This window comes from Lutibacter flavus (assembly GCF_900188355.1).
Taxonomy (GTDB): domain Bacteria; phylum Bacteroidota; class Bacteroidia; order Flavobacteriales; family Flavobacteriaceae; genus Lutibacter; species Lutibacter flavus.
In genome coordinates this window covers 65,378-78,680 of record NZ_FZNX01000004.1, presented here as the reverse complement: position 1 = coordinate 78,680, position 13,303 = coordinate 65,378, and the positions used below count along the sequence as shown (strand labels likewise).

The window sequence follows — 13,303 nt, the reverse complement described above, 5'->3', positions numbered from 1 at the left end:
ATAAATAATTACAATTAAAATGCTATGACCTTATTTATAAAACATTACCTTATTTTAATAGCGTTATTAATTAATTTCTCATTTGTTCACTCTCAAACAAAAAAAAATAGTAGTGCCTCCACTCAACATCAAAAATCTTCTTCATTTAAAATATCTCCAGAGAATAAAATTTCATTAGAAAAAACAGGTGTTATTAGATGTGCAACTGTAGAAAATGAATATTTTCTACAAAAAAAATATCCAAATAGATTAAGTAATTCTCAATTTGAAAAGTGGCTTGGTCCTAAAATAGAAGATTTTAAAAAATCTAAAAATTCTGGAAAACTACAAAAAACTACAATAGAATTTAATATCCCAGTTGTTGTTCACGTAATCCATGATGGCGATCCAATTAACACTCCTGGAAACATTAATGGCGAAAATATTTCAGATGCTCAAATAATCTCTCAAATTAAAGTTTTAAACGAAGACTTTAGAAGGCTTACAAATACCAATGGTGGTGCAAACACTACCGGATTGGCTCAAGATATAGAAATTAATTTCTGTTTAGCAAAACAAGATGCAAACGGTGATATAACAACTGGTATTGTAAGACACAACATAACTCCTTATACCAACGATGAACCCAATGGTGCTGGAGGTGCTGATTGGGAAACCTTTGAAACTGTAGCCGATTTAAAAACAAACACAATTTGGGATCCAACTAAATATTTAAATATTTGGACTATGAGATTTGGAGGGTTGAGTTTAGATGATGGTGGATTAAGCGATTTATTAGGATTTGCTCAGTTTCCAGGTAGTTCAACATTGTCAGACCTAAGTACAAATTCTGGAATAGCTAATACAGACGGAGTTGTAATTAATTTCAATGCACTAGGAACCGAAGATGAAAATGACACCTCGTTTACTTTAAATGGTACCTATAATTTAGGAAGAACAACAACCCACGAGATTGGACATTGGCTAGGTTTAAGACATATTTGGGGAGATAAAGCGAATGATACAGATGATGGATGTTTAGTAGATGATTATTGTAGTGACACTCCTAATGCAGAAGATGCAAATTATAGTTGTAATTTAACTAATGATTCTTGTCCTGATTTAGTTTTTGACATGGTGCAAAATTATATGGATTACACACCTGATGCTTGTATGGATACCTTTACACAAGACCAAAAAGACAGGATGGTTACTGTTATGCAAAATTCTCCTCGTAGAAAGGAATTAGATAGTTCTATTGGCTGTGACACTGCCATTCCAGCAATTCGATTTATTAATTCTAATTTATCAATTAACGAAGGCACAAATTGCAGTTATGTAGATTATGAAATTCCTGTAAGAATAAGCGCTCCACCCTCTCAGAACGCCACAATAACTTTTACAATTAATAGTACTACATTAACCGAAGGTGATGATTTCGATATTATAATACCAAGCGTTCAATTTAATTTAGGTGAAACTATAGATAAAAATTTTATAGTTAGAATTTACGCAGATAGCTTTACAGAAGTAGATGAAAGTATAACTATTGGAATGTCTATTTCTACCACAGGAGATGCCCTCATTACAACAACAAGTAATACCACGTTTACTCTAAACGTAGCTGATGATGATACTCGTTACAATGGAATAACTACTATTTTTACTGACGATTTTGAAAGTTACGAAGACTTTAAAATTGACCCAATTGGTGGTTGGACAATGAATGATTTAGATGGTAATTTTACCTATAGTGTTGATAATACTACGTACCCAAATCAAAACTCTAAAGGAACTTTTATTGTTTATAATCCAAGTCAAACATCACCATCAACGTCTCCTAATTGGGATCCACATGGCGGACAAAAAGGGTATTATTGTTTTGATGCTACATCTAATCCTAGTGGAACTGCAGTAAATAATGATTATATTTTCACTCCTCAAATAAATTTAAATGGTACAGTAAGTGAACTCAAATTTTGGGCTAAATCAATTACGGATACTTATGGATTGGAACGTTTAACCATAAAAGTTTCAAATTCTGATACTTCGGTAGGCAGTTTTACAACTATAAATCCTGTTTCTCCAACTCCAGGTCCAAATAGCTATCAGGAAATACCAACAACTTGGACAGAATACACCTATGATTTGTCAGCATTTGATGGTCAACAAATTTATATTGCCTTCCATGTTACCTCAGCAGATGCGTTTGCTTTAATGCTGGATGATGTTTCTATAGCAACAGATATTCAATTAGTTGCACAAACAGATATAAACACTCCTGATGAAAATCAATTAAATAAATCAGGAACTATTTTGACTAAAAATGATGCCAATGACAATTTACTAGTTGACATAACCAATGTAAATGGAAAAGATTATGATTGTGTAAGTACAAATGTTTCCAGAGCTTTTAGCGTTGCAACTCCAGCTTTACAAGAAACAACCCCAGGAATTAGTAATTATGTAATGGCAAAACAATTCTCAATTTCTCCTACTACAATTCATTCCGATGGTAACGCAACATTGATTTTTTACTTTACTGAACAAGAAATAAGCGCCTGGGAAGCTGCTACAGGTAACGTTAGAGGTGATATAACTGTAATTAAAAATAATGGGGGAACAAAAGAATCAGTTGCACCAACATTAGGTAATTTAGGCTCGAACATTTCACTTTCTGCTAATTTTTCAACAGGAATTAATGGAACCTATAGCTTTGGTAAAGCAAGTGCATTAAGTGTTTATAAATCCGAATTTAAATCGTTTAGCATATATCCAAATCCTACAGAAAACAAAATAAACATAGAGGTTAGCACTAGTGAAGATGTTTCAATTAAACTTTTTGATTTCTTAGGAAGAAAAGTATATGATAAAATACTTAGCAATAATTCACTATTTTTTAATGCTTCAATTAATCTAAAACTTTCTAAAGGAATTTATTTATTATCTATAGAAAGTGATTCTAAAAAATCCGTAAAAAAATTAATTATAAACTAAATTTTTAAGCATTCATAAATTTTAAAAAATCCGATATCTTTGTATCGGATTTTTTTATACCCAATAACAGAATGAGTAGACCACTTTCAAACCAAGAATTACACAATTTAGCAATGAATATTGTTGGAAAGGATTTAGAGTCTAAAGGATTTGAGTTTATTGCAATCAATAGTCAACTAAGAAAAACCCCTCAATTTGTTTGTGTAGATAAGAAAAATCAACGCTATTTTGTAATTGTAAAGGCAGCACAAGTTTCAGACTTAGCAATAGAATATGATGTAATTTGGATGGAAACTTTTAAACTGCACGCTCAAAAAAATGACGCTAAAGTTATTTTTGCCGGAGTAGGATTGGCTGATAAAAATAATAATCTTCTACCTCCTTTTTTAAATGAAGCATATCTGTTACAATATGAAGGTTTGCAATTTTTAGAAATAGCACTAAACTAGAAAAACATCATATTATTTATAAAACAAAAAACCACGCAATTGCGTGATTTTTTTATAATTAAATCTTAAAATCTATTCAACTTTGTTTTCAAGTAACTCAAAAAACTGTTCTAGTTTTGGCATTAAAACAATACGTGTTCTTCTATTTCTAGATCTACCTTCAACTGTTTCATTGCTCTCAAGAGGCTTATATTCGCTTCTACCAGCTGCAATTAAACGTTCTGGTCTAATACTAAAGTCATCTTGCAATACTCTAATAACTGAAGTTGCACGTTTCACACTTAAGTCCCAATTATCTTTTATTCCAGCTGTACTAATTGGCTTGTTATCTGTATAACCTTCAACCATAACTTCTAAATCTTTTTGAGCTGCAATAACTTCAGCAACTTTACCTAACACTCTTTTAGCATCAGAAGAAATAGTTGCACTTCCGCTTTTAAATAATAATTTATCAGCAATTGAAATGTAAACAACTGTTTTTTCAACATCAACCTGAATATCCTCATCATTAAATCCATCTTTCAACACACTTTTTAACTGGAATCCTAACGCTAAATTTATAGAATCTTTACGAGTCATTGCTTTTTGGATATGCTGAATATATTCATCCTTTTTACCCATTTGAGATAATGTTTCCTTAATATTATCCATTGAAGATTTAGACAATACAGTTAAATTATCAACATATTCTAAGGTTTTTTCCTTATCCTTTTTTAAATCTGCTACTCTTTGTTCAAGTGTAGAAACTTTATTTTCACCTTCTATTTTACATTTCATTAAATCAGCTTTGGCATCAACCAGCTCCTGACTTTTCAAATTGAAATTATCCTCTAATTCTGTATATACCTTTTTTGATACACAAGAACTCAACACTACTGACACCGTCAATATTAATAAAATACTTTTTTTCATAATTAAACTAATTTAGTGCATCAAAGTTATAAAAAAAGTAGCTTAAATAAGCAAATAAATTCTATTTTAAGATGAATTTATGATATTTTAAATTAATATATTTGCAACAGACTTTTTTATCTAAAAAACATTAAACAATTCAATGAAAAATCTTCTATTCCTTTTGCTAATTTTTACACTGATTTCTTGTAAAAACAATGAACCAGAATTAGAAACAATTCAAGGAAATGCTATTGGAACAACATTTACAATAAAATATTTAGACAACAAAAATGTCCATTTTGATTCTAAAATTGATAGTTTAATTAAAGCTGTAAATAAATCGACCTCAACATACATTCCTAGCTCAGATATTTCCAGGATTAATAAAGGAGATACTACTGTTATTATTGATGATATTTTTGAAGAAGTTTTTATAAAGTCTGAAAGAATATTTAACGAAACTGATGGAGATTTTGATCCAACAATAGGAGTTTTAGTAAATGCCTGGGGTTTTGGTCCTGGTGAAAAAATTGAAAATTTAGATTCTATTAAAATTAAGGAGTTATTGAAATTTGTTGGATTTAATAAAGTGAGTATTCTTGATTCTAAGATTAAAAAATTATATCCTGAAATTTACTTTGATTTTAATGCTATCGCAAAAGGTTACCTTGTAGATGTAATTGGAAGACTATTTGAACGTAATAATGTTGAAAATTATATGGTTGAAATTGGTGGTGAAATTAGAGCTAGAGGCAAAAATCACCATAACGAGTATTGGCGAATAGCAATTGAAAACCCAAATTTTGATGGTTCTCGATCATTTGCAACTACTATTCAATTGCAAAACGAATCTATAGCAACCTCAGGAAATTACAGGAAATTTCGTGCTACACCTGATGGTAAAAAATATGTGCATACCATTAATACAAAAACCGGATATGCAACAGAAAGCAACTTGTTAAGTGCATCTGTAATCTCAAAATCTGATTGTGCAGATGTTGATGGTTATGCAACAGCTTTTATGGCAATGGGATTGGAAAAAACAATAAATTTTTTAGAAAACCATCAGGAATTAAAGGCCTTTTTAATTTATGTTGATGAAGATGGCAATATGAAAACATTTTCTACAGCCAATTTAGAAATGGAAACTATTTAGTACAAACTGGTAAAATTTCACCTTTAACTAAACAATATTTCGTAATTAATTCTTCTGAAATAGTTTTTGAGTAATCGACTTCATTTACAATAAAACCAACTTTTCTTAAACGCTCAAAATAATCTTTTCCATAAACACGAACGTGGTCATATTGTCCAAAATGTTTAGCACGTTCTTCAGGTGAAGTTATAGAAAAGTCTTCGTAGGTTTTGTCTAAACTTAAATCTTGTGGAATTTGAAAAATCCCCATTCCTCCAGGTTTCAAAACCCTGAATAATTCACTCATTGCTTTTGTATCATCAACAATATGTTCTAAAACATGATTGCAAAAAACAACATCAAAAGCATTTTCTTCAAACGGTAAATCACAAATATCTGCTTTTACATCGGCAATTGGAGAATACAGATCTGCAGTAACATAATCTAAGTTTTTTTGACTTTTAAACAGTTTTAAAAAACACTGTTCTGGCGCCATATGCAATACTTTTTTTGGTGCTGTAAAAAAATCAGTTTCGTTTTTTAAATACAACCAAATCAGCCTATGGCGTTCCAATGAAAGTGTACCTGGAGCTAATACATTTGACCGCTGACTCCCATAACCATAAGGTAAAAATTTTCTAAAACTCTTTCCATCAATAGGATCTGTGAATCTTGTTCCTTTTAAATAAAAAGAAACTAATGGTGCAATCCAATAACTAGCTTTAATTAGAATTGGACGCGGAATGTTATTTAGAAAAAATTTAAAAAGCTTATTCAAAATTAATTTTAAAAAGTAAGGTGTTATTTATAATCCTCTCTAACCGGACAAAACGTATCAGTTAATTTACATGTAGTTAAGGCTTTGCCACTATGTACAACATTTGAAGGAATTGTAACAATCATACCCGGTTCTAAAACAACCATTTTATTATTAATGGTCATTTCAAGTTCCCCCTCAATTACTTGAGTAGTTTGTTCATGAATATGAGAATGTTCCGGTAAAACAGAACCTTTTTCTATTTCCCAAAACGCAATTGTAGAACTATTTGTATGTACAAATCTTCCCTTAAATCCAGGTAAGATTTCTTTTTGTTCAATATTTTTAATTTCTTGAAGCATCTTATATTGCTAATGGATTTTGTCTAAATTCATCCTCTTCGTTACTTTCAATTCCAAGAGCATCATAAACATATTTAAACGTTGAAAGCAATTCTGGTTTTCCATTTACAATTGCTACATCGTGCTCAAAATGTGCGCTAGCCAGTCCATCTTTAGTTAAAATAGTCCAACCATCACTTAATTGATTTATTTTATGGGTACCTAAATTAACCATTGGTTCAATTGCAACCACCATACCTTCTACAAACTTTTTTCCTCTTCCTCTTCGTCCATAATTAGGCATTTCCGGATCTTCATGCATTTCTCTTCCTAAGCCATGACCAACCAATTCTCTTACAATTCCATATCCTCTTGTTTCACAATAATTTTGGATTGCAAAACCAACATCTCCTACTCTATTTCCTGCTTTAAATTCTCGAATACCAACATACAAGCTTTCTTTTGTAACCTGCAGTAATTTTTTAATTTCCTCAGCAACTTCACCAACTTCAAAAGTATAGGCATGGTCACCATAAAATCCATTTTTTAAAGCACCACAATCAATTGAAATTATATCTCCCTCTTTCAATGGTTTGTTATTTGGAATCCCATGTACAACTTGAGAATTTGGACTCATGCATAAGGTATTTGGAAAATCATACAGACCTAAAAACCCCGGAATTGCACCTTGATCCCTAATAAATTCTTCTGCCAATTTATCTAAAAATAATGTAGTTACTCCTGGTTTTACTTCTTTTGCTAATAGCCCTAAAGTTTTAGATACTATTAAAGCACTTTCGCGCATTAGTTCAATTTCTTCAGGTGTTTTTATTATTATCATGCAATGAGTATTTTATGTATGCAAAGATAAATCAAAAAAAGAAAACATTGGCACGTGCTTAAGATTATACGAAAATTAATATTACCGCAATAAAAATGACATTAAACAGTCTTTTTTTAGTAAATCCTTATTAAATTTGCATAATAATTTTTAATTATTCATTATGTATAAAGCAGTAACAGCTGAAGAAGCCGTAAAAGTTATTAAGTCAAATGATCGAGTTTATATTCAAGCGGCCGCTGCTGCATCACAAATCCTAATTAATGCCATGTCGGCCAGACATGAAGAACTGAGAGATGTTGAAGTTTGCCATTTGCATATAGAAGGTGAAACGCCATATGCCGATCCAAAATATAGAGATAGCTTTCATGTAAATTCATTATTTATTGGTAAAAATGTTCGTCATACAATAAAGGCTGGAAATGGATCTTATACTCCGGTTTTTTTAAGTGAAGTTCCAAATTTATTTAAAAGAAATGTGTTACCGGTTGATGTTGCCTTAATTCAGGTTTCTACCCCAGACAAACATGGATACTGTTCATTAGGCGTTTCTGTTGAGGCGATTTTAGCAGTAATTGAAAACGCAAAACATGTAATAGCTCATATAAATGATCAAATGCCAAGAGTACATGGTGAAGGATTAATTCATATTTCTGAACTAGATACATTTGTTGAAGAAAGCACTCCAATTCATGAATTCCATATAACTGAACCAACTAAAATTGAAAGTAAAATTGGAGATTACATCGCTCATTTAATAGATGATAGAAGCACCTTGCAAATGGGAATTGGTTCTATTCCAAATGCAGTATTAACTCGTTTAGGAAATCATAAAGATTTAGGATTGCATACCGAAATGTTTTCTGATGGCGTGATAGATTTAATTTTAAAAGATGTAATAAACGGCAACTATAAAGGTATAAATGCCGGGAGAGCTTTAACAACATTTTTAGGAGGTTCCAAACGTCTTTATGATTATGTAGATGACAATCCTTTTATTGAAATGCGATCTTGCGATTATACCAATAACGTGGTTAATATTAGACAAAATCCAAAAATGGTTGCCATAAATTCAGCAATTCAAGTAGATTTAACCGGCCAGGTTTGTGCAGATTCTATTGGTGCGCATATGTATTCTGGTGTTGGTGGTCAAATGGATTTTATTAGAGGAGCTTCTTTAAGTGAAGGTGGTAAAGCAATTATAGCATTGCCTTCAGTTACAAATAAAGGTATTAGTAGAATTGTTCCTTTTTTGAATAAAGGTGCTGGAGTTGTTACTACAAGAGCACATGTGCAATACATTGTTACCGAATATGGGGTAGCAGATTTATATGGAAAATCTATTGACCAGCGAGTTAATGAATTAATAAAAATATCACATCCCGATCATCAAGAAAAAATTGAAAGAGAATATTTTGAAGCTCTTAAATAATATTATTTTGAATTAATAATTTTCTTGAATTAAGAAATGGAGCTATCAAGCTCCATTTTTTTTATTTTAAAAATCAAAATACCAATTAAAAACATCTGTTTTTAAACCAAATGATATCCATGTAGTATTTGTTTTATCAAATGTATTCGTAGGTACATTAGGATTAAAATTACGGTAAGTAAAACCTCCAAATAATTTTAAATTTGTTGCAGGATTCACCAAGTATCCCGCTTGTAAATCAGCTATAAATACAGCGGCATAATTTCCCTGTCCAACTTCATTTCCAAAGTCTGAAACTCTGTCATCATTATCTCTATAAACATTTCCGCCATAACTAAAAGTATCACTTCCATCATAAAAGTCAAATCCTTTTTGTCCAAAAACAAATTTAGCATTTGAATACCATCTATTTTTGGAATACCTTACTATACCAATGGTTTCATTAAAATTTGCACCCCATAAGTGCGCTAATGATTGATTGTTATGACCGTAATTATAGTTCAATTCATCATGAGAATAGGTATAAGGTCTAACAGAATTATACTCTACTTGTAAATATAAATTTTGAACATTGAATGCATTGTAAATCTTTGCTCCTATTTGAACACCATTTTTATTTCCCCACCAACCATCTGAACTTGTTACTTCCGAAAATCTAAATTCATCAATTAATAATTGAGAGTATAGAGATACATTTTTATGCTTATACTTTAAGCTTAACCCAATTAAAGAATTACCAGCTCTAGATCCTCTTGAAAATTCTGCAGCGGTATAAAAAATTAAAGGATTTAAATAATTCGCATTAAAACTACCTCCATTTGCATCATCCCAAATGACTGACTCAAACAAACCAATATTTAGTTTTTTAGTTACATTCCAACTTAAATAATGGATTGCCATAAACTTTTGTTTATATGCACCATCTACTGTTAACTCAGGTCGAACATCTTGTAAAGACATCCAAAGGTTGGTATATTTAATTTTCCAAAAATTAGTATTTATTTTAAAATAAGGATATGGAGAAGCAACATCAGATAAAAATAATGAACGATACCCATCTCCAATAAAGTTTTTACCCGTTCCAAATTGAAAGTTAAAATGACTACTAGGTGTATACGATAAATATGCCTCAGCAACAGGATAATCGTATGCATCCGATTTAAAACTTTTCGCAATTCCCCTACCGGGAATTATTGCTGGGTTTCCTCCATCTGGTTTTATTAATTCTGCATAGTCATTATAATATTTTGCAAATCGCCCCTGACTTTCATAAAAGCTTGTTGAAAAATTAAGATTTTTACCGAGCCCACCATTAATTTGAATTGCTCTAGTATTATTAAATGTATTAACCCCTTTACTGTCTCTTCCAACTTGTAAGTCAACCATTGGATCAATTGTAAACCAATAATCTTTCCCACTTACATTTGCCATATGTTCATTCAATAACTTTTTTCCGAACCAAGTGGATTTTGGTTTTATCAATTCATTCTTTTTTTTATCCAAATCTAAATATTGATTTACATCATAATAAACATAAGGTTTCATTGAAGTATGTGAATTTCCTGCTTGATCCAAATAAGAATCATATCCATTATATTCAGCATGTGTGTAGGGAATATTTAATGAACTCCTGTGTTCAGGAAATAGGTTTTTTACCGTTGAAATATCAACTGCTGTTTTTAAAATTTCAACTTTTTCAACTTCTTCTACAATAACCTCCTCTATAATTTGATTGTTATTATTTAAAGGAATAGCTATTGGAAATACAAATTGCATTTCAATATTATGGTTGTTATATTTTGCAGGTGTAATTGTTGGTAAGGTTTTAAAAACACGCTCAACTTCAGCCTTTAATTCTTTGTATGGTGAATTGACGTATAAAACTTTAAAATTCCCTGAATCATCAACTAAAAAAAGCACTTTTATAACACCTTTGAAATTTTCTTCAGAAACATTATTTGGAATCTTAAATTCCGATAATACTGCATCTTTTAATTCACTTTTAAAACAAGAGGCTATTTTTGAAACTTGTTCTGATTCGCAATTTTTAAAAACGGGATACTTTTCTGCTTGCGAAAACATTGAAATTGAAAACAATAAAAGTAGAAGGCTTAAAAAGAGGTTTTTCATTGTATTTAAATTATCCTATTTTCACAACAGTATTATTACTTAATTTATATTTTTCTTTACTTTCTAAACAAGTAGCAACACCATCTTTGTCAAATTTAAGTCTGTGACCATATTCACTAATCCAACCAATTTGTTTTGAAGGATTACCAACAACTAAGGCATAAGGCTTTACCTCTTTGGTTACAACAGCTCCAGCCCCAATAAAGGCATACTCCCCAATATTATTACCACAAACAATAGTTGCATTTGCCCCAATACTTGCTCCTTTTTTAACCAATGTTTTTTGATATTCACCTCGTCTTACAATTGCACTTCTGGGGTTTATAACATTTGTAAAAACCATAGATGGTCCTAAAAACACATCGTCTTCACAAACTACACCAGAATAAATTGACACATTATTTTGCACTTTTACATTGTTACCTAATATTACATTAGGAGAAACAACTACATTTTGCCCTAAATTACAGTTTTTTCCAATTATTGAATTGGGCATAATATGGCAAAAATGCCAGATTTTTGTTCCATCACCAATTTCACAACCTTCATCAATAACCGCTGTTTCATGTGCAAAATATTCACTCATTTTAATATCCTTCTTTAGAGATTTTGCCTTCTATTATAGCTTTTGCTGAAGAAGTTCCAATACGTGTAACTCCCATTTCAACCATTTTAACTGCATCTTCATAGTTTCTCACTCCACCTGCTGCTTTTGCCGGTAATGGATTTGCATTTTCAACAATTAACTCCATCGCTTCAAAAGTGGCTCCATTTGGCTTTCCACCTTCTGTTTTAAAAAATCCTGTTGATGATTTTACAAAAACATCAGCTGCATTTTCTTCTCCAAAATTTTCAAGAACAACATCTCTAATTAACTGTGTTAAAGCTACTATTTCCTCATTTGTTAAGGCTGCTATTTCAATAATCCATTTTGCAACTTTATTATTATCAAGTGCCAACTTAGTTCCTTTATAAACTTCAGCTTTTACTAAGTTTATTTTCCCCTCTTTAAAAGCATTATAATTAACTACATAATCTAACTCATCAACATCATCATTTATTGCTTGTTGAGCTTCAGCCAATTTTAAATTAGTATCATTCGTTCCTTCGTGAAAGCCAATAACAGTTCCAATTAAAGTATTCGAATTTGCCTCTTTTACCATATCCCTTGCCATTGCAACAAATTTAGGCCGAATCATGGCTAACTTAAAATTATTTTCAATTGCTTCATTCACCAAATCAATTACATTTTGTTTGGTTTCACTTTCTGAAATATTAGCCTGCTCTGCAGTTTTTAAATATGTTGAATCTAAATATTGATTGATATCCATTTTTTTAATAATTATTCTTATCTCATTTTATATAACAAATATAGTTTTTTATAAACCATAATTATATAAAAAATCCCGCAAGAGCGGGATTTTTCTATTAAAAACAATTATTTTATTGAATTTTAAAAACTATTGGTAAGCCATATTTAACCCCAACTGGTCGACCTCTTTGCTTTCCAGGTGTCATTTCTGGTAACAAACTTACAACTCTTAAAGCTTCATCTTGTAATTTTTTATGAGGAGCTCTTGCTTGAATATTTGCAATTTTCCCATCTCTATCAATTTTAAACATTACAAATATTTTTTGAATGCTTCCTACTTGTAAGCCTAAATCTGACGCTAAATCTGAATTAAACCTTTTTAAAACAAATTTTGAAATTTGATCTGAAAAACAATTTCTTAGTTCCTCTCTATTTCCTTTGCATCCAGGGAATATTGGAACTTCTTCAATTATAACAAATGGAACATCTTCAAAAACCTCTTCTTCTTCTTCAACTGCAACAATGTTCTTATTCATATCAACGATTACCGCATCTGACTCATCAATTTCAGTGCTTTCTATAATGGTTTCCTGTATTTCAATATCATCTTCAACTTTAACAATTTTATCAGGAATTGCGACATTGGGGGCTGGAGGAACTTCGACCTCAATAGGCACAATTTCAATCAATTCTTCATCATCATCTTCATTTAAAACTATTGCAGAAAACGCTTCTATAGGCCTAGGGTATGATTTCATCTCAATGAATTCATAGACTATAAAAAGTGCTAATACTAAACCTAGTTCTGTTAAAATTTTACTGTAATTTTCAAGAATGGCGTCTGGGTTTTTTTTAATTTCCATAACTACCGTATTTAAATGAGACAAAAAAAATAATTGTAAACTGTATTTAAACAGCCTTATTTATAATGTAAGAAACTGCAAGAATATAAATTTGTAAAACTGAAGTTTCTTACAAGATATTCGTCATATTAAATTTACAAAATATAACATTGAAAAACAATTAATTAGGCATA

General features: G+C 30.7%; 12 protein-coding genes. 4 read left to right on the top strand and 8 right to left on the bottom strand.

Features of this window, described 5'->3' with window-relative positions:
* Positions 1–24: 24 nt before the first annotated feature.
* Complete coding sequence (locus CHB63_RS11540) at positions 25–2,976, top strand: T9SS-dependent choice-of-anchor J family protein (protein WP_089378638.1); 2,952 nt, start codon at positions 25–27, stop codon at positions 2,974–2,976.
* Between the two features lie 71 nt (positions 2,977–3,047).
* Positions 3,048–3,425, top strand: coding sequence for a Na(+)-translocating NADH-quinone reductase subunit F (locus tag CHB63_RS11535; protein ID WP_089378637.1), 378 nt, complete (start codon positions 3,048–3,050; stop codon positions 3,423–3,425).
* 72 nt (positions 3,426–3,497) lie between these two features.
* Here CHB63_RS11535 and CHB63_RS11530 read toward each other — a convergent pair whose 3' ends face one another.
* The gene (locus CHB63_RS11530; RefSeq protein ID WP_089378636.1) at positions 3,498–4,337 is read right to left on the bottom strand and encodes an OmpA/MotB family protein; all 840 of its coding nucleotides are present in this window, start codon (positions 4,335–4,337) and stop codon (positions 3,498–3,500) included.
* 142 nt (positions 4,338–4,479) lie between these two features.
* Here CHB63_RS11530 and CHB63_RS11525 point away from each other — a divergent pair, with 142 nt between their 5' ends.
* Positions 4,480–5,475 carry an FAD:protein FMN transferase gene (locus CHB63_RS11525; RefSeq protein ID WP_089378635.1) on the top strand — a complete coding sequence of 332 codons (996 nt, stop codon included), beginning with the start codon at positions 4,480–4,482 and terminating at the stop codon, positions 5,473–5,475.
* Here CHB63_RS11525 and CHB63_RS11520 read toward each other — a convergent pair.
* Genes CHB63_RS11520 through map form a run of 3 tightly spaced genes read right to left on the bottom strand, consistent with a single transcriptional unit; the run spans position 5,468 to position 7,393 of the window.
* Positions 5,468–6,232 carry a class I SAM-dependent methyltransferase gene (locus tag CHB63_RS11520; protein ID WP_089378634.1) on the bottom strand — a complete coding sequence of 255 codons (765 nt, stop codon included), beginning with the start codon at positions 6,230–6,232 and terminating at the stop codon, positions 5,468–5,470. The genes CHB63_RS11525 and CHB63_RS11520 overlap by 8 nt on opposite strands.
* A gap of 23 nt (positions 6,233–6,255) precedes the next feature.
* The gene (locus tag CHB63_RS11515; RefSeq protein ID WP_089378633.1) at positions 6,256–6,573 is read right to left on the bottom strand and encodes a cupin domain-containing protein; all 318 of its coding nucleotides are present in this window, start codon (positions 6,571–6,573) and stop codon (positions 6,256–6,258) included.
* A gap of 1 nt (position 6,574) precedes the next feature.
* Positions 6,575–7,393: a type I methionyl aminopeptidase gene (gene map / locus CHB63_RS11510; protein ID WP_089378632.1), complete on the bottom strand. Its 819-nt coding sequence runs from the start codon at positions 7,391–7,393 to the stop codon at positions 6,575–6,577.
* A gap of 163 nt (positions 7,394–7,556) precedes the next feature.
* On the opposite strand from map, the gene CHB63_RS11505 reads away from it, so the two are divergent.
* Positions 7,557–8,825 carry an acetyl-CoA hydrolase/transferase family protein gene (locus CHB63_RS11505; protein ID WP_089378631.1) on the top strand — a complete coding sequence of 423 codons (1,269 nt, stop codon included), beginning with the start codon at positions 7,557–7,559 and terminating at the stop codon, positions 8,823–8,825.
* A gap of 66 nt (positions 8,826–8,891) precedes the next feature.
* On the opposite strand, the gene CHB63_RS11500 is transcribed toward CHB63_RS11505, so the two are convergent.
* The 4 genes from CHB63_RS11500 to CHB63_RS11485 all read right to left on the bottom strand — a co-directional run bounded on the left by CHB63_RS11500 (position 8,892) and on the right by CHB63_RS11485 (position 13,130).
* Positions 8,892–10,955, bottom strand: a complete 2,064-nt coding sequence (locus CHB63_RS11500; RefSeq protein WP_089378630.1) for a gliding motility protein RemB — start codon at positions 10,953–10,955, stop codon at positions 8,892–8,894.
* Positions 10,956–10,965: 10 nt separating this feature from the next.
* Complete coding sequence (locus tag CHB63_RS11495) at positions 10,966–11,541, bottom strand: acyltransferase (RefSeq protein ID WP_089378629.1); 576 nt, start codon at positions 11,539–11,541, stop codon at positions 10,966–10,968.
* Position 11,542: 1 nt separating this feature from the next.
* Complete coding sequence (gene deoC / locus CHB63_RS11490) at positions 11,543–12,286, bottom strand: deoxyribose-phosphate aldolase (protein ID WP_089378628.1); 744 nt, start codon at positions 12,284–12,286, stop codon at positions 11,543–11,545.
* Positions 12,287–12,398: 112 nt separating this feature from the next.
* On the bottom strand, positions 12,399–13,130 hold the full coding sequence (locus CHB63_RS11485; RefSeq protein WP_089378627.1) for an energy transducer TonB: 732 nt from the start codon (positions 13,128–13,130) through the stop codon (positions 12,399–12,401).
* Positions 13,131–13,303 lie beyond the last annotated feature (173 nt).